General features: G+C 60.7%; 21 protein-coding genes. 11 read left to right on the plus strand and 10 right to left on the minus strand.

Translation table 11 applies throughout. From position 1 onward, the window contains the following. Window positions 1–95: 95 nt before the first annotated feature. Window positions 96–1,091: a YihY/virulence factor BrkB family protein gene (locus tag FJW03_RS14315; RefSeq protein WP_140613136.1), complete on the minus strand. Its 996-nt coding sequence runs from the start codon at window positions 1,089–1,091 to the stop codon at window positions 96–98. Between the two features lie 447 nt (window positions 1,092–1,538). Here FJW03_RS14315 and FJW03_RS14320 point away from each other — a divergent pair, with 447 nt between their 5' ends. From FJW03_RS14320 to FJW03_RS14345, 6 genes are all read left to right on the plus strand, one after another. Then, window positions 1,539–2,543: a L,D-transpeptidase family protein gene (locus tag FJW03_RS14320; protein WP_140693362.1), complete on the plus strand. Its 1,005-nt coding sequence runs from the start codon at window positions 1,539–1,541 to the stop codon at window positions 2,541–2,543. Window positions 2,544–3,301: 758 nt separating this feature from the next. Continuing rightward, complete coding sequence (locus FJW03_RS14325) at window positions 3,302–3,607, plus strand: preprotein translocase subunit YajC (protein WP_140613139.1); 306 nt, start codon at window positions 3,302–3,304, stop codon at window positions 3,605–3,607. Between the two features lie 269 nt (window positions 3,608–3,876). After that, a complete protein-coding gene (locus FJW03_RS14330; protein ID WP_226890665.1) occupies window positions 3,877–4,599 on the plus strand; it encodes an HdeD family acid-resistance protein in 723 nt (240 codons plus the stop codon). Window positions 4,600–4,980: 381 nt separating this feature from the next. Beyond that, window positions 4,981–6,447, plus strand: coding sequence for a family 16 glycosylhydrolase (locus tag FJW03_RS14335; RefSeq protein WP_140761530.1), 1,467 nt, complete (start codon window positions 4,981–4,983; stop codon window positions 6,445–6,447). Window positions 6,448–6,493: 46 nt separating this feature from the next. Continuing rightward, on the plus strand, window positions 6,494–8,242 hold the full coding sequence (locus FJW03_RS14340; protein WP_140761533.1) for a type I secretion system permease/ATPase: 1,749 nt from the start codon (window positions 6,494–6,496) through the stop codon (window positions 8,240–8,242). Between the two features lie 3 nt (window positions 8,243–8,245). Beyond that, window positions 8,246–9,565 (plus strand): HlyD family type I secretion periplasmic adaptor subunit, encoded by a 1,320-nt coding sequence (locus FJW03_RS14345; RefSeq protein ID WP_140761535.1) that lies wholly within the window; start codon window positions 8,246–8,248, stop codon window positions 9,563–9,565. Window positions 9,566–9,755: 190 nt separating this feature from the next. Here the strand turns inward: FJW03_RS14345 and FJW03_RS14350 are convergent, their stop codons facing one another. Both FJW03_RS14350 and FJW03_RS14355 read right to left on the minus strand, forming a co-directional pair. Next, a complete protein-coding gene (locus FJW03_RS14350; RefSeq protein WP_140693213.1) occupies window positions 9,756–10,307 on the minus strand; it encodes a flavin reductase family protein in 552 nt (183 codons plus the stop codon). A 121-nt stretch (window positions 10,308–10,428) separates the two neighbouring features. Further along, window positions 10,429–11,022, minus strand: a complete 594-nt coding sequence (locus FJW03_RS14355; protein ID WP_210240573.1) for a TetR/AcrR family transcriptional regulator — start codon at window positions 11,020–11,022, stop codon at window positions 10,429–10,431. A 249-nt stretch (window positions 11,023–11,271) separates the two neighbouring features. On the opposite strand from FJW03_RS14355, the gene paoA reads away from it, so the two are divergent. From paoA to FJW03_RS14370, 3 genes are read left to right on the plus strand one after another with little or no spacing between them, the layout of a single operon-like run. Beyond that, window positions 11,272–11,886 (plus strand): aldehyde dehydrogenase iron-sulfur subunit PaoA, encoded by a 615-nt coding sequence (gene paoA, locus FJW03_RS14360; protein ID WP_140761538.1) that lies wholly within the window; start codon window positions 11,272–11,274, stop codon window positions 11,884–11,886. Continuing rightward, window positions 11,883–12,854 carry an FAD binding domain-containing protein gene (locus FJW03_RS14365; RefSeq protein WP_140761541.1) on the plus strand — a complete coding sequence of 324 codons (972 nt, stop codon included), beginning with the start codon at window positions 11,883–11,885 and terminating at the stop codon, window positions 12,852–12,854. The genes paoA and FJW03_RS14365 overlap by 4 nt, the downstream gene beginning before the upstream one ends. Continuing rightward, a complete protein-coding gene (locus FJW03_RS14370) occupies window positions 12,851–15,013 on the plus strand; it encodes a xanthine dehydrogenase family protein molybdopterin-binding subunit (RefSeq protein ID WP_140761543.1) in 2,163 nt (720 codons plus the stop codon). Before FJW03_RS14365 ends, FJW03_RS14370 begins: the two co-directional genes overlap by 4 nt. Window positions 15,014–15,338: 325 nt before the next feature. On the opposite strand, the gene FJW03_RS14375 is transcribed toward FJW03_RS14370, so the two are convergent. Beyond that, the gene (locus FJW03_RS14375; RefSeq protein ID WP_140761546.1) at window positions 15,339–16,682 is read right to left on the minus strand and encodes a lipopolysaccharide biosynthesis protein; all 1,344 of its coding nucleotides are present in this window, start codon (window positions 16,680–16,682) and stop codon (window positions 15,339–15,341) included. 120 nt (window positions 16,683–16,802) lie between these two features. Then, window positions 16,803–17,387, minus strand: a complete 585-nt coding sequence (locus tag FJW03_RS14380) for a hypothetical protein (protein ID WP_140761548.1) — start codon at window positions 17,385–17,387, stop codon at window positions 16,803–16,805. Between the two features lie 399 nt (window positions 17,388–17,786). Between FJW03_RS14380 and FJW03_RS14385 the strand changes: the two genes are divergently transcribed. Then, entirely contained in the window at window positions 17,787–18,299 is a 513-nt protein-coding gene (locus FJW03_RS14385; RefSeq protein ID WP_140761551.1) for a heme-degrading domain-containing protein, read from the plus strand. Window position 18,300: 1 nt separating this feature from the next. Here FJW03_RS14385 and FJW03_RS14390 read toward each other — a convergent pair whose 3' ends face one another. From FJW03_RS14390 to FJW03_RS14400, 3 genes are read right to left on the minus strand one after another with little or no spacing between them, the layout of a single operon-like run. Beyond that, window positions 18,301–19,227, minus strand: a complete 927-nt coding sequence (locus tag FJW03_RS14390; RefSeq protein WP_140761553.1) for a glycosyltransferase — start codon at window positions 19,225–19,227, stop codon at window positions 18,301–18,303. Window positions 19,228–19,284: 57 nt separating this feature from the next. After that, window positions 19,285–20,421: a glycosyltransferase family 4 protein gene (locus FJW03_RS14395; RefSeq protein ID WP_140761555.1), complete on the minus strand. Its 1,137-nt coding sequence runs from the start codon at window positions 20,419–20,421 to the stop codon at window positions 19,285–19,287. Then, window positions 20,418–21,371 carry an NAD-dependent epimerase/dehydratase family protein gene (locus FJW03_RS14400; protein WP_140761557.1) on the minus strand — a complete coding sequence of 318 codons (954 nt, stop codon included), beginning with the start codon at window positions 21,369–21,371 and terminating at the stop codon, window positions 20,418–20,420. The genes FJW03_RS14395 and FJW03_RS14400 overlap by 4 nt, the downstream gene beginning before the upstream one ends. Before the next feature lie 211 nt (window positions 21,372–21,582). Here FJW03_RS14400 and FJW03_RS14405 point away from each other — a divergent pair, with 211 nt between their 5' ends. Next, window positions 21,583–23,184 carry a hypothetical protein gene (locus FJW03_RS14405; protein WP_140761560.1) on the plus strand — a complete coding sequence of 534 codons (1,602 nt, stop codon included), beginning with the start codon at window positions 21,583–21,585 and terminating at the stop codon, window positions 23,182–23,184. Between the two features lie 17 nt (window positions 23,185–23,201). Here the strand turns inward: FJW03_RS14405 and wecB are convergent, their stop codons facing one another. Beyond that, on the minus strand, window positions 23,202–24,326 hold the full coding sequence (gene wecB, locus FJW03_RS14410) for a non-hydrolyzing UDP-N-acetylglucosamine 2-epimerase (RefSeq protein ID WP_319022914.1): 1,125 nt from the start codon (window positions 24,324–24,326) through the stop codon (window positions 23,202–23,204). After that, window positions 24,319–25,329 (minus strand): polysaccharide biosynthesis protein, encoded by a 1,011-nt coding sequence (locus FJW03_RS14415; protein WP_140693239.1) that lies wholly within the window; start codon window positions 25,327–25,329, stop codon window positions 24,319–24,321. Before FJW03_RS14415 ends, wecB begins: the two co-directional genes overlap by 8 nt. Between the last annotated feature and the right edge of the window lie 15 nt (window positions 25,330–25,344).

Below are 25,344 nucleotides of genomic sequence, written 5' to 3' on the forward strand. Positions count from 1 at the left end.
AGGCATTTCCGGTCTCGAAGGCCTACATGGAAATCGTCATCCAACGCTTCGACGGCAGTCACGCGCCGGCAGCCGGCGGTGCCATGCAGCCGCTCTCAGCTGCGCCTCCCCCGCCAGAATTGCGAGACCAGCGCGGTGATGAGGCTACTCAAGACCATCCACGCCACGACTTCGGTTTCAGACGCGCCGCGGCCGCGCCGCGCGAGGTCCCTGCCGGAGTCAGCCGCGACCACCGGCGCGAGGTCCGGCCGGCTTCCGCGCCTGACCGAGTAGGCCCGCGTTATCTCGGCGCCGAACAGGAAGATCTGCGCCGAATAATAGACCCAGAGCAGCACGACCAGCAGCGCGCCGGCTGCTCCGTATGACGTGGCTATGGCGCTTGTGCCGATGTACCAGCCGATCAGCGACTTGCCGACGGTGAACAGGAGCGTGGTGACGACCGAGCCGATGGCAACGTCACGCCATTTGAGCGTTCTGTCCGGCAGCACCTTGTAGATTGCCGCAAACAGCAGGGCGATCAGGACAAAGGAAACGACGGTGTTGATGGCGCTGATGATCAGCGCGCCGAACGGCAGGCGGGCGTTGATGAACTCGCCAAGCGCCGAGACCGCCGTGCTCGCCGCCAGCGACACCAGGAGCATGAAGCCAAGGGCAGCGACAAGGCCGAGGCTTGCCGCCCGTGCCCGCACCAGCCGCGAAAGCGAGACGCCCTTGGGCTCGACCTTCCAGATCTCGTTCAGTGAAAGCTGCATTTCGCCGAAGACGCCTGATGCGGTGACGAAGAGCGTCACCAGCCCGAGGATAGTGGCCAGCGTGCCGGAAGATTTGTGCGACGCTGTTTCGATCGTCGCCCGCAGGAGGTCGGCAGTCTGTGCTCCCATCACGCCCGATATCTGGGCCGACAGCGCGAGCTGGGCGGCATCGTGGCCAAACACCAGACCGGCGATCGCCACCACGATGAGCAGGATCGGCGCCAGCGAGGTGGCGGCGTAAAAGGCCATCGCTGCGCCATGGCTCAGCGCCTTGTCGTTGACGAAGCCGCTGACGCTCTCGCTCAGCAGAACCCAGCCTTCACGGACCCAGCCTGGCATCTTTCCTCACCTGCCGCCGATATCGGCCGCGCTATCGCGCATGAGCATCATCGAGTTCCGTCCCTATGGACGGGATCACCTGGCGCTGTCTCGCGACAGCTTCGGCGAGCGCCAGATGGCCTTGCGGACCTCGGCCAAACTATCCTTGCCGGCATCGAGTTCGTCATGGCTCGTCGCGCGCACACGGCTTCTAACAACCGGTGGGGCGGTCGGGTTCCGCTTGTTCCCCGGCCGGAGCTTCATCGGGTGGGCCAGTCGGCAAGCCTGCGGCGGGCGTTCGCGGCGCCGCCGGCATCGCCATCTCCGACGGAGAACAGGCGGCCGGCCAGCTGGCGCAGAAAATCCCATCCGGGGAGCTCCGACGACGAAGTTGCGCGCGAGGGGAACCAGAGGGCCCGCACCCGCGTCATAGAAGCAGGTTCCTGTTGCGGTCCAAGAGTGACATCGATGATCCGGCTCCTTCTTGTCGTCTTCGCTGCGTTCGCCCTCGCCTGTAGCGTGGCGCGGGCGGCCAAGCTGGACATGACCACTGTCAATCAAGCCCAGTTCGCCGCCGGCGAGCCAAAAGACGTTGATCCGGCCGTGCTGAAGGCGCAAATCCTTCTGGACCGGGCCCGCTTCTCGCCGGGCCTGATCGACGGCCGCATTTCAGAAAACTTCGTCAAGGCAGTCGGGGCCTTTCAAACGGCGAGCGGACTCCCGTCGGATGGCAAGCTCACTCAGGAGACCTGGGACAAGCTCATGGCAACCTCCACCAATCCCGTGCTGGTAACCTATGAGGTGACGCGCAAGGACGTGCGCGGGCCCTTCACCAAGCGCATTCCGAGCCGTATGGAGAAGATGGCCCGTCTACCGAGGCTCGGCTATCGCAACGCGGTGGAGAAGCTGGCGGAGCGCTTTCACATCAGCGAACAATTGCTCAGGAGGCTCAATCCGGGCATCGGCTTTAGGAAGGCCGGCACAATGTTGGTGGTGCCGGATGTTGGCCGGGACGGCCCTCCCGCCGCTGTCGCGAGCGTCGAGGTCGACAAAGGCGCTCGTCTGGTGCGCGTGCTCGATCCTTCGGGCAAATGGCTCGCGGTCTACCCTGCCTCGATCGGGAGCGAGGAGAAACCTGCACCAAGCGGCATGGCGGAAGTCAAACGCGTGGTTCACAACCCCACCTATCATTATGATCCGCATTTTGCTTTCAAGGGTGTCAAGACCAAGCGCCCGTTCACCATCGCTGCCGGGCCGAACAATCCCGTGGGATCGATCTGGATCGACCTGTCCATCGAAAGCTATGGTATTCACGGCACGCCCGAACCGGGCAAGATCGGCACAACCTTCTCGCACGGCTGCATCCGGCTGACCAACTGGGATGCGGAAGACCTCGGCTCCATGGTCCAGCAGGGGACCAAGGTCAGCTTCACGGAGGGGTTGGCGGACGCTGGCGGCGAAGGGTCTCACTAGCCTTGCGTTCCTGAGGCCGGTGCGTGCGGGCCAGTTTCGCGGCAAACTCGGCGGCTTCCGCGACACTTATCACGACCCGGTCCCGGTCAGCGCGTCCGGGCCGGATCTGCCGAGTTGCCTTCTTTTGGCGCGGCAGGTGTTTTGCGGATGTCTCGGGTCACGTCGGGAGATCTGGGCCGGATCGTCATCCGCAACCTTTTCCTTGTTCGCCGATTAATTGGGCTAAAGGAGTGTCTACGTTGCGAAAAAAAGACCGATCGGTGGAAGCGCCACCGCCATCTGACGACAATGCGCAACCTCGCACCCGACCTCTGAAAGGCGAGGACGCCGAGGTTAAGCACCTTACCGCCACGACGAACCTGTCACCCAAGCAAGCACGGGATGTTTTGCGGCGCCACGGCAATGACTGGCGTAAGATCGACGACGTCGCAAAGACATTCGAGCCCGACGACTGACCGGAACGGCGTTGGCGTTGGACGCGCAAATGACGCGTGGTTGTCGTTGCGGCGAAGAGGATCGCATCGCGATTCTGGAGCGCACGAACCTGCGCAACTCCATTGACTGAATCCGATGGCGGACCCCGCCCGCCGTTTCCATGCGAACGCGTCCGCAAGGGCCGGCAAGGCGCTGCACCTGTCCATTGACGCTGCGAAGCCAGTGCTTCGAAGACCCCAGTTTGTGCGGAACCGTACAAAGGCGATTTCAGGCAACCAACTCAATTTGCCGACATTATTGGGAAAAGCATCGGGAGGAAGACCATGCTCCCATACAACACGCATGAGGAATATGAGATCGGTGACGAAGTCGCGCTGACGAGTACCGTCATAAGCATTCTCCCCAGCGGACGCGCCATAGCCGGCATTCCATCGTATGGCCATCCTTATGCGATCGACCCGCCGCCCAAGACCCGCGCCGGAGACAAGGTTGTGCTTGTTGGGGACGTCATCCGTATCGACCGCGAAGCCAATAAGCTCACCGTGCGGATCGACTGCGGCGGCGTGGTCACCGTCGACAAGTCCGCGATCACGAGGCTGAGGAAGCACCGCCGAACCTCAGCGGACTGAGGTGCGAGGCAGAAAGTTGGAAAAACCTCCAGGAATTCGAGGCGGGCACCGTAAAACGGAACACCCATTTCAGGCGCGGAGGACCGCGCTCGATCACCGCGGGCGACGCCACGCTGGCCAATGAGCCGACCCCTTTCAGAATCCGATCAACTATCGAGGCGCCTCGGAACCTTTCGTCCGCGATCCACTTCCTTTGCATGTCCCCGAAGGTTGAACTGCCAATCCTGCGAGAGAACAGCCCCGGTCGGGAAGTCAACTGTGAGGTCGCGTTGGAGCCCGCCTTCGAGGAACTGGTCGCAGCGTCACAAGCGCGCGGATGGACAGCCCAGGAAACGGCGGCAACTCTCCTGAAAATTGCAAAGGCGCATGCGGACCGGCTTGAAGCTATCGTGGATACAGACGGTTTTTGGAGGCGGGCCGGGTCGAACTCGTTGGATGCCGCCGCGGAGATCTTTCGCGAGGCCATGCGGCAGACCGTCAAGCGGTACTCGCTTTGGTATCTGGTAGAGGGCGTGCTGCTGGTCACGGCCGGAATTCTAGCCGTGATCTTTCCTATGATCTCGTCGGTTGCCGTGGTGGTCCTGCTCGGGTGGCTGCTGATCATCAGCGGCGCCCTGCAAGGCATAAGCCTGGTCGGCGCGGGCCACGTGCCTCATTTCTGGTTGCAACTCATCTCCGTCATCCTTGCCGTGATGATTGGTCTGCTTTTTCTGCGCCATCCTGGAAACGGCCTGCTGACCATCACCTTGCTGCTGATCGTCTTCTTCATGATCGAGGGCATCTCGAAGGTGGTTTTCGCCCTCACCATCCGTCCCTTTCCCAACTGGGGCTGGGTCTTGGGGAGTGGACTGATTGGGATTCTTCTTTCCCTGATGGTGTGGATCAGGATTCCCCTGACGGCCATGTGGCTGATTGGGCTGCTGTTGGGGATTGAACTGATCAGCGTGGGCGCGGCGACTGCTTACCTCGCTTGGCGAATACGCAAGAGTTGAACGACGATACGGACTTCTCAAGCCGACGTCCGCCTTCCAGGCGAGCGGCGCTACGGCAACCCAGCCGATTTCACTCCGCTTAGATCAAAAGATCCGGCTGCAACAAGTGCATCCATCTACGGCAGGTTGCATAATTTTCTTGCGGAAAATCTCACAATATTAAGTAAAGTTAAGTAAAATTGGCGAAGATTCACGCTATAATTGCATTAGCCGCCGCTTATTCCATTCACGCGGAGCCTCGACAGAAGGATAAGATATTTTTCCCTGTACTATTTACTTATTTCTTGGAACAATAGGGTGAGTCACAGGTTTGCTCGAAGCGGTCGCTTGAACTTGCATCGAGCGGCGGGGCGGGCCAGGCACACCAGGAAGGATTGTCCCATGAGCTTCGTCGTCAACGCGCTAGGCGTCCCTCTCCCCTATAGCGGCGCTTCCAACCATTGGTTTTCGGCGGCCGGGGTCGGGCCGGTGCTATACGGCACCGCCGGCAACGACTCCATCTGGGGCGCCGGCGGTGCCAACGTCACCATGTATGGCGGCGCGGGCGACGACATCTATTACCTCTATGGCGCGGGCAACAAGGTGGTCGAGTCCGCCGGGGCGGGCATCGACACGATCAGTACCTGGATGAGCTACACGCTGCCGGACAATGTCGAGAACCTCGTCGTCACCAACCCCCACAATTTTGCGTTCGGCAATGCGCTGGACAACATCATCACCGCCACGGCCGGCGGCCAGACGCTGGACGGCGGCCGGGGGAACGATGTCCTGATCGATGGTGGCGGCGGCGGCGACACTTTTATCGTCTCGAAGGGCAATGGAAGCGATCTGATCGTCAATTTCGCCGCAAACGATACCGTCCGCCTCGATGGCTACGGTTTCACTTCGTTCGATGCCATCCACTCCAACATGATCCAGGCGGGACCGAATGTTGTGCTGAACCTCGGATCCGGCGAGATCCTCGAGTTCAAGAACACGACCATCGACAAGCTGCAGCCCAGCCAGTTCGAACTGCCGATCGACAAGTCCGGCATGACGCTATCCTTCAACGACGACTTCAACTCGCTCAGCCTCTGGAACGGCCATAGCGGCACCTGGAATTCCAATTTCTGGTGGGGCCAACCGAATGGAAGTACCCTGACCGGCAACAGCGAGCTGCAATGGTACATCAACACCAATTACGCCCCGACCAGCTCGGTGCATCCGTTCAGCGTGCATGACGGAGTTCTCACCATCACCGCGGCGCAGGCGCCAGCCGACATCAAGCCCCTCATCAACAACTACGGATACACATCCGGCCTGCTGACGACGCATGAATCCTTCTCCCAGACTTATGGCTATTTCGAAATGCGGGCCGAGTTGCCCCATACGGCCGGGGCCTGGCCAGCCTTCTGGCTTCTTCCCGAAAACGGCTCATGGCCTCCGGAGCTGGATGCTGTGGAAGCGCGCGGCCAGGATCCGAACTCGCTCTACATGACGGCGCATTCGAATGCCACGGGCCAGCACACGGAGGTTTCGTCCACGGTGAACGTCATGGATACGGGAGGCTTCCACACCTATGGCGTGCTTTGGACTCCCGATGAGCTTGTCTGGACGTATGACGGCATTGAGGTCGCCAAGGCAGCCACGCCGGCCGACATGCACAGCCCCATGTACATGCTGGCCAATCTCGCGATCGGCGGCGCCGCCGGCACACCGCCGGATCATCTCGCCACGCCGGCCGAGATGAAGATCGACTACATCCGCGCCTACACGCTGAACGACACGGCAAGCCACGCTCTCGAATTGGCCAGCCATACGGCGACCAGCACACACCATTTGGGCATGGCGGGCGAGCATTCGGCCTGAAGCATGTGACCAGCCCCATGCCGTGGGTTCGACAGGGAGTGCGGGAATGACTGGACAGTCGGGCTTGCGGCCTGTTTTCCGTCGCGTCGTCGCCGATGTCGGGCTCTTCTCGCTGCTCATCAACATCCTGCTCCTGGTCATCCCGCTCTACCTGCTGCAAGTCTATGATCGCGTCCTGCCCTCCTCGAGCGTTGAGACGCTCATCTATCTGTCGGCCATCGCGGTCCTGGCGCTTGCCTTCCTCGGCTTCCTGGACGCGGTCCGCGCCATCTACACGCAGCGCGTCGCGGCCACCGTCGACAGGAGGCTGGGGGCAAGGACGTTCGCCGCCTCGCTCAGCGCTGGATATGCAGGCGCAAGCCTGTCGCCGCTGCGCGACCTCGCCTCGGTCTGCTCCTTCATCAGGTCACGCGGCGTGGCGGTGCTGTTCGACCTGCCCTTCGCTCCCCTCTTCCTCGCTCTCATCTACCTCATCCATCCGGTCCTGTTCTGGCTGACGCTCGCCGGAGCGGTGGTGCTCTTCGTGCTGGTCATGGCGAACCAGCTCGCCATTGGCCGCAACGATGCCTTGTCCACGGAACGCTCGGCTCTGGCCAGCCAGTCGGAACAGGCCTTCACCCGCAATGCCGAAACGCTGCGCGCCATGGGCATGGTTAAGAACGCCGCAGGCGTGTGGGGACAGCATGTCGGGGAAGCGCTCGCCCTGCACGACCGTTCTTCGAGCGCCAATGCGATCTTCAGCGGAATTTCGCGGGCGCTGCGCATGATGCTGCAGCTTGCGATACTGGGCGCCGGCGCGTGGCTGGTGCTGGGAGGCAAGATGACCGCAGGCATGATCTTCGCGTCCTCACTGGTGTCGGCGCGCGCATTGCAGCCGCTCGACCAGTTGATCGGATCGTGGCGGCAGATCGTCGAGGCCAGGCGAGCGTGGCAGCGCCTGGAAAAAGCGCTTGTCGAGCATCCGGCACAGACCCGCAAGCTGACCTTGCCGGACCCGTCGGGCGCGATTTCGGTGGAGGACCTGATCTTCGTCGCGCCGAATGCCCGGCCGGGCGCCGCGCCCATCATCAAGCGGCTGAACTTCCGCATTGGCGCCGGCGAAGCGGTGGCCATCGTGGGCCCGAGCGGCGCCGGCAAATCGACGCTGGCGCGGTTGCTCGTCGGCGCCGCGCAGCCGACCAGCGGCTTCGTCAGGATCGACGGCGCCGACCTCAGGACATGGGACGAAAACCAGCTCGGAAGGCATATCGGCTATCTCGCGCAGGAGGTGGAGCTCTTCCCCGGATCGATCGCGGACAATGTCGCCCGCTTCGAGCCTGACGCGGACGACGTCTCGATCATCGAGGCAGCCAAGCGCGCCGAGGCCCACGAGATGATCCTGGCGCAGCCGGACAGCTATCAGACCAGGATCGGTCCGTCGGACCGGACACTGTCGGGCGGCGAGCGCCAGCGCATCGGCCTGGCGCGCGCGCTTTACGGCAATCCGCGGCTGCTTTTGCTGGACGAGCCCAGCGCCCATCTCGACGGCACGGGCGAAGCCGCCCTCCAGGCGATGCTCGCGGCCGCGCGCGAGGCCGGCGTCACGACCATCGTGATCACGCACCGGCCTTCGATCGCCATGGCCTGCGACCGCGTGATGCTGCTGCGCGGCGGCGTGATCGAGGCCTTCGGCCCGCACAGCGACGTGCTTAAGCCACCGGTCGCCGCCAAGGGCTCTCCCGCGCCGGCGAACACGGCGGTGACAGGCTCGTTCGCCACGATGATCCGCACGCATAACGCCCGCTTCGGATCGTAGACGATGACCACGCAAAGCCTTGCCTGGGAAGGCCAGCCACGCACCAACTTCCGGCGCGTCGCGCTCACCGGCTATGCGGCGATAGCGCTGCTGGTCGGCTGCTTCGGCTATTGGGCGGCGACCGCGCCCTTGTCCGGCGCGGTGATCACGCAGGGCACGATCTCGGCGACAGGCGGAAACATCCTCATCCAGCATCCCGAGGGCGGCATCGTGGACAAGCTGCTGGCCCATGAAGGCGACCGCGTGCGGCAGGGCCAGGATCTGGTCCTGCTCGACAAGACAGCCGCGCAGGCCGAGCTCAACCGGCTGACGCGGCAATCGATCGCCCTCAGGGCAAGCGCGGCGCGGCTGGAGGCCGAGCGCGACGGACTGGACAGGCTGGCGCCGATCACCGAGGCAGCGCCGACGCCGTTCCAGCACGACTTCGAGGCCCTGATCGGGGAACAGCAGAAAGAGTTCGCCGCCAGGCTGGCCCGGTTCCGGTCGGAGCAATCGATCCTCGCGCAACGGGTCGCCATGCATCGCGAGTCGCTGCGGGGGTTGAACGCCCAGCAACAGGCCATCCAGCAGCAGGCCGGCGTGGTTAAGAAAGAACTCGAAATCAAGACGAACCTCCTCGACAGGGGCCTCACCAACCGCACCGAATATTCGCAGCTTCTGCGCAGCGAGGCCGACCTCGTCGGTCAGGCCGGGGCGCTGGAGGCGGACCTCGCCTCGGCCAAGACGCAGATCGTCGAAGCCCAGGACCAGACCGAACGTCTGACGACGCAGCGCGTCGAGGAGGCGCTGACCAAGCTGGATGAGCTTCGCACCAAGCTCGCCGATATCGGGGAACAGACGCGGACGGCCGAGGCGGTGCTCGAGCGTACGACGATCAAGGCGCCGACCGCCGGCATCGTGGTGTCGTCGACCTACAACTCGAAGGGCAGCGTGATCGCCCCCGGCGAGAAAATCATGGAGATCCTGCCCACCGCATCGGGCCTGATCGTCGACGCGCGGCTGCGACCGCGAGACGTCGACCTGGTTCGCGTCGGCCAGCCGGCGAAGCTCAGATTGTCCGCCTTGAACTCGCGCCTGACGCCCGAGGTTTCAGCCACGGTGACGCAGATTTCCGCGGACCGGCTGATCGACGAGGCAACGCACGAACCCTATTTCCGCGCCAAGCTGAAGATTGCCGACGCCCTGCCGCCTGGCGTGAGGGCCGAGCAGCTCTATCCTGGAACACCGGTCGAGGCCTTCATCAACACCGGCGACCGGACCTTCTTCGAATATCTCGCACGGCCGATGCTCGATTCATTCGCCCGCGCCTTCACGGAGCAGTAGGCGTCGCGGCGGACGCCACTACGGCCCCATTTCGGAAATCGACCGCGACGGACGGCCGCTGCCTTCGACCGTGCGCCGGGATATCTTGTTTGAGGGCGAAACCATCGCGTAGACGAACCGCGCTCCGAGCTCGCCGAAGGCGCAACCGACGAGCGGCAACGGCGAGCAGAGGCGCGAAGGTTTCTGGTGGTCAGGCAGGAAGATCCCGCCATTTTACCATCCGTTCGCGCAGGTCGACGACCTCGCCGTCTGCGGTGAAGGACCCATCTCCCCTGTGGTGTAGTGTCCGCCGCTCCTCCCGGTCGGGATCGATCCAGATCCTGACCGCCTCGAGAAGGAACAAGTTGTAGGTCTCGACCATGCTGTCGTCGGCAATTCGACACTCGATATTGGCGAGACATTCGCCGATAAGAGGCGCCCCCACGTCCCGGGCGGGAAGGCGTGACAGCCCGAATTTCTCGAATTTGTCGACCTCCTTGCCCGAGCAGTTGCCTATATCCACGACCGTACGGGCAAGATCGACCGTGGGGATCGCAATCACGCATTCGCGGGTTTCGCGCAATGCTCCGTAGCTATGGTCCCAGGGTCCGATGACGCATCCAATCAGCGGCGGCGCGTGTTGGACCATCATGTGGAAGCCCATCGTCATCACGTTCGGTTCGCCATTTAGAGCGGTCGTGACCAGGACGATGGGGCCAGGTTCGAGCAGTCGATAGGCATGGGATGCGGGCATTTCCTTCATGTGAGTTCTCCTTGTGAGTTCTCCTTGCGATTTGATGGCGCCCGCAAGATCCTTAGCCACAACGACGACACAACAACCGCGGACGAACAAGGCGCGATGCCGCTCCACCGGGGTGGCCGGCTCAGCGCGCCGTCAGACCACCAAATACGGTTTCAACGACCGCCTCGATGTAGGCGTCGGAGATGTCGGAGTTGGCGTGCGGAACGAGCAGCCGGTGATAGATCGGGCCATATAGAGCATCGAGCACGACATCCGGATCCAATCCGGGTCTCAGTTCACCGTTCGCCATGCCGCGCCGAACGATCTCGCGAGCAATCCGCCGCCGCGGCTCGACCCAACGCATCTTTACGGCATCCAGCAGCCTTTCATCGGTTTGCGCACGGCCCAGCAGCGGCCGCATGATCCTGCCCTGCTTACCGCGGTAAGCCCGTGCCAGCAGTTTCATGGACGCCGCAAAGCTCGCGCGCGCAGTCGCCTTCTCCTGGATTGGCGCCGCCTTTGTCACTTCGGTGAGAAACGCATCCATCACGATTGCCGAGACATTCGGCCATCGGCGGTAGATGGTCGTCTTGGCTACGCCAGTCCTTTCCGCGATGCCTTCAATCGTCAGGGCGTCGAATCCTACCTCTTCGCCCAGGTCCAGCGCGGCGCGCAGAATCGCCGCCGTCGCATCCGCGCCGCGCTGGCGCGGATGCGCGACCTTCGCCGTTTCCAATCGAACATTCCTTTGCATCGTCGCTTCCCATGCGGTCCGTCTGGCCAAAGCAAGCAGCAGACTCGCGCCTCTGATCCCGCCCAAACCCCCGAATCGGCTTGATAAGTGTACGCTACGTATCGTGGTTGACAAGTGTACGCTACGTATCGTAGCTTTTGCAACGGGCTACCTGGGCAAAGCGCGGTCTCCGCAGATCCTGGTGAATGAAGCAGGCGCTGCGGTCTGACCGTCCTGAACGGAGGACGATGCATGGCTTCAGTTCATATGCGGACACGCGGTCGCAAACAGCCGAGTTCGGCGGCTGCGGACAATTCACCGACCCACATTGCGGGTAACCAAAGCGGCACATCCAAGCGATACTCGGTGGAGCTTCGGGTCAACGGCGAAGTTCACGCGCTCGAGCTTGATCCCCGCACGACGCTGCTCGACGCCCTGCGCGAACACTTGCATCTTACGGGGAGCAAGAAGGGTTGCGACCAGGGCCAGTGCGGCGCCTGTACCGTCCTGGTCAATGGGCAGCGTATCAACAGCTGCCTCACCCTCGCCGTCATGCATGAGGGCGACGCGATCACGACCGTCGAGGGACTGGGCACGCCCGATCGCATGCATCCGATGCAGGCGGCCTTCGTCGATCATGATGGCTTTCAGTGCGGCTACTGCACGCCGGGGCAGATCTGTTCGGCGGTGGCAATGCTGAACGAGATCGCAGCCAGCATTCCAAGCCATGTCACGGCCGATCTCGCTGCACCAATCGTGCTGAGCGAAACGGAAATCCGTGAGCGCATGAGCGGCAACATTTGCCGCTGCGCCGCATATCCCAACATCATCGAAGCGATCCACACGGTTGCAGGAGGACGGCCATGAAAGCCTTCACCTACGAACGCCCGGCCAGCGCGGCCGAGGCAGCGGCCGCGGCGGCGCGTACACCTGGCTCAAAATTCATTGCCGGCGGCACCAATCTGCTGGATCTGATGAAGCTCCAGATCGAAACGCCCACGCATCTTGTCGACGTCAACAACATCGGCCTCGATCGGATTGAGCCAACCGACCAGGGTGGCCTGCGCATCGGCGCGCTTGTCCGCAACACCGATCTTGCTGCCGATCCTCGGATCCGCGGGGATTACGGCTTGCTGTCCAGGGCGATCGTCTCCGGCGCCTCCGGGCAGCTCCGCAACAAGGCGACAACTGCCGGCAATTTGCTGCAACGAACACGGTGCCCCTATTTCTACGACACCGATATGCCATGCAACAAACGCTCGCCGGGCATGGGCTGCGCCGCGATCGGGGGGCTCAACGCCAATCACGCTATTCTCGGCGTCAGCGAAGCTTGCATCGCGACGCATCCTTCAGACATGGCTGTCGCCATGCGGGTGCTGGACGCGGCCGTGGAAACGGTGGCGCCAGGAGGGGCAACGCGCAGCATTCCGATTGCCGACTTCCATCGCCTGCCGGGCAATACGCCGCATATCGAGACCGTACTGGAGCCGGGCGAGCTGATCACCGCGGTGACGCTGCCGAAATCACGAGGTGGCGTGCAGCTTTATCGCAAGGTCCGTGAACGCGCGTCATACGCGTTCGCCACGGTCTCGGTGGCGTTGATTGCCAAGGTCGAGGAGGGCCACCTCACCGTCGACCGGCTTGCCTTCGGCGGTCTCGCACACAAGCCTTGGCGCGTCGAACAGGCCGAGCGGACCGTCGCCGACGCCGACTCGATCGCCGACATTGTGCTCGCCGGCGCCAGGCCAACCCAACAGAACGCCTACAAGCTGCCGCTCGTCCGACGGACACTCTCGGCTATTCTCGAACCCGCACGCGAAGGAGCTTCCAGATGATCGGCCCCGGCATCAACCGCATCGACGGCCCGCTAAAAGTCACCGGGCGCGCTGTGTATTCCTACGAGCGGCAGGACCCGGGCCAACCGTTCTACGGTTTCATCCGCGGCGCGGCGATCGGAAAGGGCAAGATCACCCACATCGACACCGCGGAAGCCGAAATGGCACTTGGCGTGCGCCTGGTGCTGACCCATCGAAACGTTCCCAAACAGGGGGCGTTCGTCAACAAGCCGACGATCTTCGACCGGCCGCATCCGCAGCTGACCAGCGACCGGATCGCGTATTTTGGCGAGCCGGTGGCGTTTGTCGTCGCGGACACCTTCGAACAAGCTCGCGCCGCCGCGGCGCTTGTGAAAGTGACCTATACGCATGAAGACGGCGCCTTCGATCTTGCCACTCACGCCGATCGGGCAGAACCGCAGGCGACCCTCAGTATCGGCCTTCCGGGCGAGACGCGCTTCGGTGACCTGGAGGCAGCGATGTCGGCCGGACCGGTGACCGTCGACCAGACCTACACGACGCCATACCACTTCTCGCAGCCGATGGAGCCGCATGCCTGTCTCGCCGACTGGCGCGACAACCATCTCACCGTCTATCTGGCGACGCAGACCGTCGCGCAAAATCGCATCGCCCTTGCCGAAACGCTGGGATTGACGGCCGATCAGGTGACCGTCGACGCGGCCTTTGTCGGCGGTGGGTTCGGCTCCAAGCTTTATCTCCACGCCGAGGCCGTTCTCGCGGCGCTGGCCGCGCGCGCGCTGGCCCACCCGGTCAAGGTCGCCTTGACGCGCCGGCAGGTCTTCACCCTCACCGGGCATCGGCCAGAAATGATCCACCGCGTGCGCCTGGCGGCGACACCGGACGGCCAACTCACCGGCCTCGGGCACGACGTCAACCTTCAGGCGGCTGAAGGGGAACCATGGATCGAGCAGGCCGCGACAGTGGCGCGCTCGCTCTATGCGGCGCCGAACCGCCTGACTCGACACTCGATCACCAATCTCGATCTCAAGGCGGCTGAAGCGGTGCGCGGCCCCGGCGAACTGCCGGGCTTGCTGGCCTTCGAAACCGCAATGGATGAGTTGGCCCATGCGCTCGATATCGATCCCGTGGAATTGCGGCTCAAGAACGACACCGCGACCGATCCTGAGCTGGGCGTGCCGCTGAACGGACGGCGGCTCGCGGACTGCCTTCGCGAAGGTGCCAAGCGCTTCGGCTGGGACCAGCGGCCGAAGACGCCGGGTAGCCGTCGCGAGGGAAATCATCTGGTCGGCTACGGCATGGCGGCGGGAATCCGAATGCATTTTCAGGGGCCGACGGGCGCCATCGTCCGCATCGAGCCGGACGGCCGTGTGATCGTGCGCTCCGACACGCCCGACATCGGCACCGGCACGTACACCATCGCCTGCCAAATCGCGGCGGAAGCATTGGGGATCGGCGTGAATCTGGTGACGGCACAACTGGCGCATTCGGATTTTCCGCCGAGCGCCGGCGCCGGCGGCTCTTGGGGAGCGTCCAACCTGTCGATAGCGGTCGACCGGGCCTGCCAAGAGATCAGGAACAAGATCGCCGAAGCTGCTGGTCCGGGAGCCGTTCCCAACGACATCCTCGCCGATGTCGGCCGCTGGTTTCCAGAAGGCCTTGAAGCCACAGGACAAACTATTGGCCAAGCCGACGATCCGAACTTCAAGAATTATTCCCAGAACACCTATGGCGCGGCGTTCGCGGAAGTCCTTGTCGATGTCGCTACCGGCGAAGTCCGTTTGCGGCGCATGACCGGCGTGTTCGCGGCGGGCCGCATCATCAATGCCAAGACGGCGCGCTCGCAGTTGATGGGCGGCATGATCTGGGGCGTCGGCTCGGCACTGCACGAGGCCGCCCATGTTGATCGGCGCCACGGCAATTGGGTGAACGGCGATCTCGCCGAATATCTGATGCCGGTGCACGCCGATATTCCGGCCATCGAGACGGTGCTGCTCGACGACTATGACGAACACGCCAACCATCTCGGCATCAAGGGCGTTGGTGAACTTGGCGTCTGCGGCACGGGAGCGGCGGTCAGCAACGCGGTATTCAACGCCACCGGGATACGAGTCCGGGATTTTCCGATCACCCTGGCCAAGCTGCTCCCGGGACTTCCGCCGATGAGGACGGCAGCGTGACCACTCGGCGGCCAAAGCAACCGGACGAGGAGCGCTAGGCGCGGGGACTGCGGATCCTGCGCCGGATCGGCGGCGGGCCGGAAGCTCGGCCCGCCGCGCACAACCAATATCGGCTGGATGATCGTTGCGGCACTGTGGGTGAGCAGGTTTGGCGCAGCGCGCCCCGGCCCGCCGCCAGGCCTCTGCCGATCCTCAAGCAAATCAGGCCCAAGACCAACGAAGGAGCAGATAAGAGCATTGGTATTATCGGAGCCGGAGCCCGAAAGACGCCTTGCCGTCCGATGCTCAGAACGTTGACGCAAACATCACGTCAGAAACTGTCTGGTTAGACCTCTGATGTTGGGACTTTTTTACGAAAGAGCGACTTGAATGTAGCGTCTACCTTGAATCTTTCCCGAACTCGTCTGGCGAAGAAGAAGACCTGAAGCACGTTGCACGCGGCCGCTGCGGCGGCGAGCAAATAAGGTCCTCCGACCAAAATGCCGACGCTACATAGAGCAACTGTCGCTACACCTGTGACGAGAGTGATGCGGAAGGCGACTTTTTCGTCGCCCAGAACCATCAGCAAAATGCCCGATGAACCGCCGAGAACATGCCCTAGTTGACCGGCGCCCAGGATCAGGGCGAGCCAGAGAGAGTTTTCATAATGTGGATTCCAAAGATGGACCAGGGTATAGCCGAGCACCGCGAGGCCGGCATACATGAGAAAAGTCAGCAGGGTCGCCACTGAGACCAGGAGCCGCAGCGCCTTCTGGAGTCCTGTACGATCGTCGAGTGTCCAGAGGTGAACGGCTGAGGGCGCAAAGGCCGAATTGGCTATGCTCAGCGGCATTATGAGCACTGTCGAAATCCGTAGGGCGATGCCGTATTGCGCGATCTCCTGTAGACTGCTGAGCAGCGTCAACAGGATCATGTCCACTTGAGACAACCCAAACAATGCCAACGTTGTCGCCAGGTTGGGCAGGGTCCGGCGGATGATCGCTCCAGAGCCAATGGGCTCTTTGGCCGACTGGCTCCAGCGCCGGCACGACGAGGAAATGCTGAACGCTCCAACCCCCGCGGCAATTGCGTATCCAGCAAAACTGCAAAGGAGCACCTGATGCAAGCTGGGTTGCAGTCGAGTGGTTAGGGCGAAAGCTAGAAAGAGGGCAACCGCGGTGCTCGGAAACGCCATAAGAAACGCCGAACTCCTGATCGAGTGAATTGCTCTGAGCAATTCCACCTGGACTGCTCCAAGTGCGGCGCACGGAATTTGCAGCGCAACTATTGCCAGCACTCCGCTCCAAGCCGTGACGTTTGCCCCTGAGGGAATCCACCGGTCTGCAAGCCAAAAGGCGCACGCGACTATGAGGCCAAACCCGCCGACGATTCCTTGGATCCGCATGATGGCGTCACGCGCACGTCCGAAATCGCCTCGCGCCGCGGCGGCCGAAACCAGTGCCGGCGCCGTGAACGTAAGACCCATCATCGCCAGAATTGCGAACCCGGCTGTGAGAATCTGAGCGATGAAGTAGATGCCAACCTTGTCTTGCGGTAAGGCGAGGGGGAGAAGAAGCGAGCTGCCTAGTCCGGCTGCCAGTATTGCTATTCGGCCGGCCGCCGCCGCTCCGCTGGCCCTCAACATGGAAGGCAGCTTCGCTCTCCTAAGCACGCCGGAGAGTTCGGTCATTGCCGCGCGCTCATACGGCCGCCGAATGGCCTTCGAGGGCTCGGGGCGGAGGTCCGTAGCGAGGCCAAACCCCGCGCTCGTCGCTCTCGATCCCATAACAGGCAGCGTTCGGAACAGCACTCATCCAACGAAATGACTTACCCATTCTGTCCGGGCAAAATGCTCCTTCAACTGGGCATAGTTCTTGATGATTTCAGATTGGGTACCGGACCGCTGCCTCCTGAACGGACTATGGAGCGAAACTTGGCGCAAATTGAGGAACTCCAGCGAGCGAGACACACCTGGCCCGTCTACCAACTCCTCGTAAGTAACATGCAGATTGGGCAGAGTCTCTACCATCCTTGAGAGCTCCAAATTCCATTCGGTCCATCGTTTGAACGCTTCTTCCACATCTGCCGGCTCCGCAGTGAAGCAGTTGACGGTCATTGAGCCGCGATCGGACCTCCAGGCACCATTGATAGTCGCAAGCTTGTACGAAATGTACTGATCCAGGAGATTCTCGCGAGAAAGGCGGATAATCCTGTACCCAAAAGTCTTAAACGCGTCCCTCGCATCAGGATGTTCTATCAGCGAGAGATATGGCATCTTGAATCCGATGACGTCGCTGTTCTTCCTGTGCAGCCTTTTCTCAAGGTAAGTCGCGGCGTCTTTCTGGCGGGAGTTCCTGAACGATATGGTGCGTCGCCTGAGCACGTCAGCCAGCAAGCGTGCCGTCGGCGAGAACAATTCACCTTCGCACGTCGCGTCTGGATGGGAGTCTATCAGCCCTTGGAGATAGCTGGACCCTTGCCTGCCTACGAAAACTATCGCAAAAAATGTTCGGTTTCTCATTGCCCTTGGGAATTCTGCGACCTCGACGGTCTCGCTTGGTTGGCGACTTCTAGCAATCCTGCCCAGCTTGCAACAGCCCTAACAGCAGCCGACGACAAATTTCGGGGCTTTATCCAAAGGCAGCAGCAAGTTTTTATAGCGTCGAAGTGGTGGGACTACTTCAACAGACGTGCCAGGCGTTCTGGCCCATTGCCCACGACAGATTTCCGACCGGGCTGAGATTGTTGTAGGACCGTGAATTTTCAACGGCCAACAAGCAAGGAGGCGAAGATTTTGAAGGCAGGAACAGCTGGGAAGACCGAAGATTTGAAAATAGTCGTCGAACAGGAAGCGACGCTCCTTTTCGCATGCTTCGATGAACAGTGTGCGTTCGAGATTGGCTGTGCCATCCGCGCGAGCGCGATCGTAGAGAGGCAGGGTATCGTGGTCGATGTCCGTCTCTGGGACCGGCAGCTGTTCCACGCTGCTCTGCCCGGCTCAACCGCCGCCACCGCGGAATGGGCGCGGCGCAAGCTTAATACCGTCAGGATGTTCCAAAAGAGCAGTTATCGCATGGCCTTGGAGCAGCAGCGTGAGGACAGAACCTTTCCGCCGGGATACGGGCTCGATCCGGCAGACTACGTCCTGGCCGGCGGAGCGTTCCCCATACACGTCCAGGGCGTGGGTGTGGTCGGCGCGATTGCCGTTTCGGGTCTTAGTCAACGCGCCGACCACCAATGCGGGGTGGCGGCCCTTTGTGAATACCTTGGCAAAGACAAGAAACGGCTGGCTTTTGACCCGGCCTAACTCACCGCGGCACTGCCCCCGTAAATGCGCTCCGAGCTATCAGCCAAGTATGTTTTAGCGCCTTGGGTGATGCAAGTGTAGGCGGATGCAACGCTGCTGCGGCAAGCCGGCGCAGGGCGATCCCTGTTCGGCCCGAACGCCCATGAATTGCTGCCGACAGCAGACTTGCATTAGCCCGAGTTTCGCGTTCCCACCTCCGGATATCGTCTGGCAGGTCGTGCCGCCGAAAGAAGGCATCGACCATGCGCCGCGGCTCTTCCCCCCTTTCGAATGGGACAGCTCTGTATGTCGTGGAAGCACTATGCATCCGAAACTCCGCGAGCACCGCCGGCAGGTGATGGAAACTTCCCTGCAATCCCAAGCGGAGGAAGAAATCCAGGTCAGGAATTTGGCGCAGGTCGGAACGCCAACTACCGGCCTTCTCGTAGGCGGCGCGTCGAAACAGCGCGCCAGGGCCTGGCAAGCAATGGAGCTTGGCAAAGAGCGCGCGTCTTGAATAGTCCGGTGGTCGGAGCGTTGACCGGAGGACCGACCTTTCATCTATGATGTGAAAATCAGGGTAAACGAGAACGACTTCTGGACGCGCCATTAGCTCCTCGACGCATCGCCGGACAGCAGCAGGGCGAAGCCGGTCGTCCGCGCTAACATAGCCAAGCACCTCTCCGGTGCTCATCGCCCATCCCACCGTCATGGCGGCACTTTGACCAGCGTTGACTTGGCGGTGCAGTTTCACTTTCCCGGAGAAGGTGGCGGCGATGTCGCTGGTGGCGTCGGTAGAACCGTCGTCCACCACGGTGATCTCTAAGTTCGGGTAATCCTGAACGAGCAGACTCTCGATCGTCTCGCCAATATACTCAGCCGCGTTGAAGGCGGGAACGACCAAAGAAACCCGCGGCATCCTATCCAAATTCATTTCCAAGGCGCTCATTTGGGACGTTTTTTGCTGCTTGCTGCTTCTCTTGAAAGTTGCCGAACCGAGACAATCCTAATCCCCGCCCTCCCCTCTGCGGTTCGCGATCATACTGTGGAACTGTAAAATTAGGCGATCCGCGATCGAAGGCCATGTAAACTTTCCGCGAATGTGGGCCTGAAGAGCTTGGCCCATCGTGCTCAGCGACTCGCGTTCTGCCAGCATCGACCGGAGGCCGCCACGCAGCCCCTCAACGGTCGCCTGCACAACAAGGCCACCACCAACGCTTTCAATCTCGTCGAATCCGCATTGATCGGTCAGTAGCACCGGTGTTCCGGCAACTCCAGCTTCCAACGCAACAAGCGACATCGCCTCGGCGCGAGATGGGACGGCAAGAAACAGAGCTCGCTCGTAAGCGTCGTTCCGCTCAATCTCGCCTAGATGACCCGTAAAGATAACGCGATCACCAAGTTGCCTTTCTCCAACGAACTTTTCCAAACTGGAGCGCATTCCAAAGTCCGGCCCTGCCATCACCAACCGGACATCACCGTATTCCGACGCCACATCGGCGAAAGCTTGGACGAGCAGGTCTGGGCCTTTCACTTCGGCAAGGCGTCCCATGAACAGTATGTAGGGCGCATCCGACTGAGAAGGGTGATGGGTGACGGCCTGGGCGTGCTCCTCCACTCCATTGGGGAGGACGATGACACGGTCTTCTGGTAGCTGAAATCGCTCCAGAATTTGGCTTCGTTCCAGTGGGGTAATCGCAACCAGCAAGCTTGCATCGCGGATTACCCGTTTGCCAAAAAGGACATGGAAAAGACGCGCGATCGGACGTGGGCGGTCAAGGCCCACGAACTCGCCCGCGGCGCTGAATGCGTAAGGTTTGCCCAGCCGCGAAGCCAGAAACGCTGTCGCGACCGAAAGAAGGTTCCAGTAACCAAGAATGTGAACAACATCGGCTCTGCGGAGGCTCCGGGCGAGCCGCAGAGGATTGATAAAGGGGACCGTAAGCCGTAGGCGCACTGAACCCGTCGCATACACTGGGACGCCTCGCTGGCGAAGCTTTTCCGCCAAATCGCCATCCTGCATAGTCGCGACTTCGCATCGATGTCCCCTGGCCGCCAAATGAGCCGAGAGGCGCCGCGTTCGTTCTGCGGTACCTCCTCCCTTTTGGGAATCGAGCGATACGGTGGTCAGGAGCACGTTCATTCGTCGTATCTGCCGATGTCGTCGGCTAGATGCTGAGCATATTCCTCCAATCGATCCACGAACGCCTCGGACGGCAATCCGAGTTCGGAGGCCTTTCTATGGGAAAAACGTCGGTCGATGTTCCGATCCGGCAATCCTCTCGCACGAAGGAGCAACCTCAGCAACGATCTCGGCGCCGTAGGCCCAATCTTGGGTACATTACGACGAAATGCCACAGCGAGGCGATCCTGGACGAAAGCGAAATTGTTGTTTGGGTCGTGATCGTCTGTGACAAGCACCACCTGAGGGCCAAGACGCTTTCGTTCGAGCGATAATTGGACGAGTGCCCGAGCTACAGTCTCGACACTGACAAGGTGCATCCGTCTGGCGCCATACAGTGAGCGGCGAAGCACGATTTTCCACTGCGGGGCACGGCTTATCTCTTCCGCCAAGCTGACCAGATTGCGGCCGCCTGGCCCGAACACGGCCCCCAGTCGCAATACGATTGTCTCGGGGAACGAATCTCTCATTACCGCTTCGACCGCAATATGCTCTGTCTCATAAGGTGACAGTGGCCGCGGTCGCGTATCTTCGTCAACGAGATGGTCTTTTACGCCGGCATAAACGTCAATGCTGCTCGCGTGGATACAACGACGGATTCCGGACTCCCGAAAGGTCGACTTCAGGCTCTCCATCGCACCGCTATACCAGCCGCTGCCATCCGGGCGCAGAAGGTTGATCAGAACATCTTGACCGCGAAGCACGCTCAGCATTTGAGCAGGGTCACCGAGGTTGACGTCGTTGCGTTCCACGCCGCTTGTATCGAGCCATTTTGGCCGCGACCTGTGCACCAGGTATCGGCTGGGACGGACCGCAGAGATATTCCAGCACTTGGCAAAGGCCTCGCCGACGAAACCGGTCCCTCCGAGCACGACTACGCGTGGCTCGTCTTCGAATCGCTCGTCGTTCATGTAGAGGCTTCTTCGGGGTGATACTGCACGCGGCGATGCCGAGATGGTGAGCGGTTAAAGCGAGCCAGGCCAATTCGCATTTGCTCGGCCTATACCATAAGCCCGACACGCCGCGCAACGACGGCCGGACCATTGGCGTAGGCCCACCAACCCTTGCTGGGGAAATGGAAAAGTCGCCCTTGGGTCGCAAGCCGCTTTCGGAGTATAGGGAATGCCCATGACTGCGTCTTCGCCAAATTCCCGATCCGGCTCGATCACAGGTTTCGCGCTGCCTGCAGGAGCGGTCATAGCGCTACCTCTGTTCTTATTGCTCTTAACGACCAATTCTGGCGCCTCGCCGTTAATCCTCCTCTGGTTCTATGTTTCCGGCTGCGCCGCGGTAGCCATCTCGCTTGCATTTCCCTCCTCTTTCTTCGTTTTCTTGTTGTCGTCATTCCTCTTCGTGGGTTTCATAGCGAAAGCGATCGCGCACTTCGTGTTTGGTGTGCAGCTAATTGAGCCGGTTAGCACATTCACGTCGCAATGGGACCAAGCGTTAATTTTTGCGGCCAGTGGCTTGTCGGGCGTGTGTTTGGCGAACTTCATGGCGACATTGTTTCCATCCTTTCCAAACACTTTGAGAGCTTCTGGAACCGCTCATCTTGCCAATTCGGTCCTCGGAGCGTTTTCTGTGCTGATAGTTTGCTCAATCGGGATGTATTGGGCGAACTACACATTTCATATCCTCCGAATTGGCTTCCCCCTTGGCATTGACATGGACGCTCGCATCTACGCGGTCGCCGCCTTTGGCATCGCCTGGGGCTCCCTCTTGGGCGGGCTGACTGCGGTGCTCTGGCTCATCGAACTCCGGGGATGGCCATATGCCGCCTTGATCCTTACGGCGACATTTCTTGGATTGCTCGCTTCTATTTCGATGGGCAGCCGGATCCAGCTTCTTCTCTACGTCCTGGCTGCGGTCGTAGTCATTGCGTTGCGGCGGCGGCAGGTGCGGAGCTGGATTGCCGTTGGCTTGGCGATGGGTTTAGCCGCATTTATCTTTGTGGCGTCGCTGGCGGTAGTCAGTTTCGAACGCACGTTCGACTTCTCGCAAACTGCGTCCGGGACCTCCGTGCCTCTGCCGGCAACGCCTCCTGAAGCATCCAATGATTCGAACTCCGCTGAGGCGAGCTCGACTTCAGAGGTTCCTGCAACTCCGCGAGCAGTCCCGAAGCCTCCCGCGCTTCAAGAAACTTCATTGGCCGACAAAGTGGAAACCGTAACGCGAAATCGTTCTGCTCTCCAGGGATTGTTCCGCCAACTCCGCAATCTCGCTGTCATGCGTTGGGTCGGAATGGAGGGCGTTATGACAGCAGCCGCCAATTCCGACCGACTCAGCGCCGACCTGTTCTTGAAAGTGATGTCTGAGGATCCCGCCGCAGGCTCCCACGCAATCTACCAAGAAATGTCGGGCAATCGTTACGGGCATGTTGAGTACTATACATTCCTCACACTCCCCGGCCCTATCGGCGTAGCTAGCCTGTCCGGATCGGCGATGGTCGTGGCGGCCTTTATGTTTGCACTCACGCTAGCGGGTCACTTGGTCGAGTGGATAGCTGCCCGTTCGACGCAAAACCTGGCAGCCGCGTCCGTAACAGGCGTGTCGCTGGCTTACCTGACGGTCCAAATGGGATTTCCATGGACTTTGCTGATCTATGCGATCGAACTACTCCTTTCCGTTATGTTCCTTGGCGCGGTTTGGTGGGCCACGAAGTGGTTGGCGTCCAGCAACGGTCGAGTTGAAAGCACGCCCGTTGAGCCACAATCGCTGCAGTAGGCGAACGCGGTTAGTCGCTATTGCGTTCTCCAGACACGCCTGTTCACGAAGTCGGTATAGCTTAGGACAATTCGCATGACCTTCTCGGACACGTTGTCGGGATGGTAATCGCTCGGCATGCGCAACAGCCGGTCCGCACCGCGCGGTTGGCTTTCGAGGATTTTAAGTCCATCAAGTATCCGCTCTAGCTCCAACCCAACCATCATTACTGAAGCTTCCTCGACCCCCTCCGGACGTTCATGCACTTCGCGCAAATTCAACGCGGCAAAGTTGAGGATTGCGCTCTCTTCCGTAATGGTCCCGCTGTCGGATAAAACAGCTCGGGCAGAGCTCTGAAGTTTTATGTAATCGAGGAAGCCAAACGGCTTTTCGAACCTTACCTTAGGACTGCAATCCACGCCGAGTGCATCCAGGCGCTTCCTCGTGCGGGGATGGGTCGATACGATCACTGGCTCATCGTAGCGGTCCGCAATCCCATTGATGATCCTCAGCAGCTTTTCCAACCTATCAGGCGCGTCGACATTCTCCTCGCGATGTGCGCTGACGATGAAAAATCTTCCCGGGGCGAGTCCGAAACGGCCGAGCACATCTGAGCCGTTGATCGCTTCGCGGTAGTACTCGAGGACTTCGCGCATGGGACTTCCGGTGACGATTATCTGGTCAGGCGGCAGCCCTTCTCGCAACAGGTATTCGCGAGCAATTTGGCTATAAGTCAGGTTGACGTCCGAGATATGGTCAACGATGCGGCGATTAATCTCCTCGGGCACTCGGAAATCGAAGCACCGATTCCCCGCTTCCATGTGGAAAATGGGGACCTTACGCCTTTTCGCAGAGATGGCTGCCAGACAGCTGTTTGTGTCGCCGAGGATGAGCAAGGCATCAGGATTGTGCTTATCCAGCACCTCGTCAGCCGCGATAATCACCTGCCCAATCGTTTCGGCCGCTGATTTCCCGGCTGCCCTGAGAAAAATATCCGGCGTCCGGATTCCAAGCTCTGAGAAAAAGACGTCGTTCAGTTCGTAGTCGTAATTCTGTCCTGTGTGCACCAGCGTGTGCTGGAAATTTGCGTCGAACAGGGCGATGACCCGCGACAGCCGTATGATTTCCGGCCGCGTCCCCACGATAGTCATGACTTTAAGCACTGATAGCCTCCCTGATTAGATCAAGGCGGCTCAAGAGTTCTTTGACCTGAGCAATATCAAGGCGAACCGTGTTGTGAGATGTATAGTCATCGAGAGCTGAAACCGCCCGCTCTCCCTCTACGAAATATTTATCGTAATTCAGATCGCGCGAGTCGGCTGGAATTCTGTAGTAGTTTCCGAGATCCTCTGCGCGAACCATTTCTTCGCGAGACACCAAAGATTCGAAGAGCTTTTCGCCGTGCCGCGTGCCGATGATTCTCACGGGGTTGTCGCGTCCGAGGACCTCCCGCATCGCGTCCGCCAAAACCCCCACTGTGGAAGCTGGCGCCTTCTGAACAAAAATATCGCCAGACCGCGCATGCTCGAAGGCGTAGAGAACCAAATCGACCGATTCGTCGAGAGACATGAGAAAGCGAGTCATGTTCGGATCGGTTACCGTGAGCGGTTGGCCACGCATGAGTTGGTCCAAAAAAAGAGGGATCACCGATCCGCGAGAAGCCATCACGTTGCCATAACGTGTCGCACAGACGACCGTACGGACGGAATCGCTCAGTCGGGATTTGGCGATCATCATCTTCTCCATCAGAGCCTTGGACATCCCCATCGCGTTGACTGGATACACCGCCTTGTCCGTGCTGAGCACGACACACCGCTGAACCCCATGACTGATTGCCGCGCGAAGTACATTCTCCGCCCCCAGCACGTTGGTCTTGATCGCCTCCATTGGGTAGAACTCGCAGGAAGGTACTTGCTTGAGAGCCGCCGCGTGAAAGATGTAATCGGCACCACGAACCGCATCGTCGACAGCATGGTAGTCGCGAACATCGCCAATGTAGAACTTGAGACGCTCATCCCGAAGCGCCAAGCGCATATCTTCCTGCTTCTTCTCGTCTCGGCTGAATATGCGAATTTCCGCGAAATCGCTTGCTAGAAATCTCGAAAGCACGGCATTCCCGAAGGATCCAGTACCCCCGGTTATGAGCAGCGTCTTGTTGGAAAACATACTTATGGTCTCGTT

The sequence above is a fragment of the Mesorhizobium sp. B4-1-4 genome, from assembly GCF_006439395.2.
GTDB lineage: Bacteria > Pseudomonadota > Alphaproteobacteria > Rhizobiales > Rhizobiaceae > Mesorhizobium.

Bases quoted from the DNA above. Each gene is read 5' to 3' on its own strand.
- FJW03_RS14335 (WP_140761530.1), top strand. From the start codon at position 4,981: ATGAGCTTCGTCGTCAACGCGCTAGGCGTCCCTCTCCCCTATAGCGGC.
- FJW03_RS14415 (WP_140693239.1), bottom strand. From the start codon at position 25,329: ATGTTTTCCAACAAGACGCTGCTCATAACCGGGGGTACTGGATCCTTC.
- FJW03_RS14350 (WP_140693213.1), bottom strand. From the start codon at position 10,307: ATGAAGGAAATGCCCGCATCCCATGCCTATCGACTGCTCGAACCTGGC.
- FJW03_RS14365 (WP_140761541.1), top strand. From the start codon at position 11,883: ATGAAAGCCTTCACCTACGAACGCCCGGCCAGCGCGGCCGAGGCAGCG.
- FJW03_RS14340 (WP_140761533.1), top strand. From the start codon at position 6,494: ATGACTGGACAGTCGGGCTTGCGGCCTGTTTTCCGTCGCGTCGTCGCC.
- FJW03_RS14400 (WP_140761557.1), bottom strand. From the start codon at position 21,371: ATGAACGACGAGCGATTCGAAGACGAGCCACGCGTAGTCGTGCTCGGA.
- FJW03_RS14370 (WP_140761543.1), top strand. From the start codon at position 12,851: ATGATCGGCCCCGGCATCAACCGCATCGACGGCCCGCTAAAAGTCACC.
- FJW03_RS14405 (WP_140761560.1), top strand. From the start codon at position 21,583: ATGCCCATGACTGCGTCTTCGCCAAATTCCCGATCCGGCTCGATCACA.
- FJW03_RS14345 (WP_140761535.1), top strand. From the start codon at position 8,246: ATGACCACGCAAAGCCTTGCCTGGGAAGGCCAGCCACGCACCAACTTC.
- FJW03_RS14315 (WP_140613136.1), bottom strand. From the start codon at position 1,091: ATGCCAGGCTGGGTCCGTGAAGGCTGGGTTCTGCTGAGCGAGAGCGTC.
- paoA (WP_140761538.1), top strand. From the start codon at position 11,272: ATGGCTTCAGTTCATATGCGGACACGCGGTCGCAAACAGCCGAGTTCG.
- FJW03_RS14395 (WP_140761555.1), bottom strand. From the start codon at position 20,421: ATGAACGTGCTCCTGACCACCGTATCGCTCGATTCCCAAAAGGGAGGA.
- FJW03_RS14325 (WP_140613139.1), top strand. From the start codon at position 3,302: ATGCTCCCATACAACACGCATGAGGAATATGAGATCGGTGACGAAGTC.
- FJW03_RS14390 (WP_140761553.1), bottom strand. From the start codon at position 19,227: ATGAGCGCCTTGGAAATGAATTTGGATAGGATGCCGCGGGTTTCTTTG.
- FJW03_RS14375 (WP_140761546.1), bottom strand. From the start codon at position 16,682: ATGACCGAACTCTCCGGCGTGCTTAGGAGAGCGAAGCTGCCTTCCATG.
- FJW03_RS14320 (WP_140693362.1), top strand. From the start codon at position 1,539: ATGATCCGGCTCCTTCTTGTCGTCTTCGCTGCGTTCGCCCTCGCCTGT.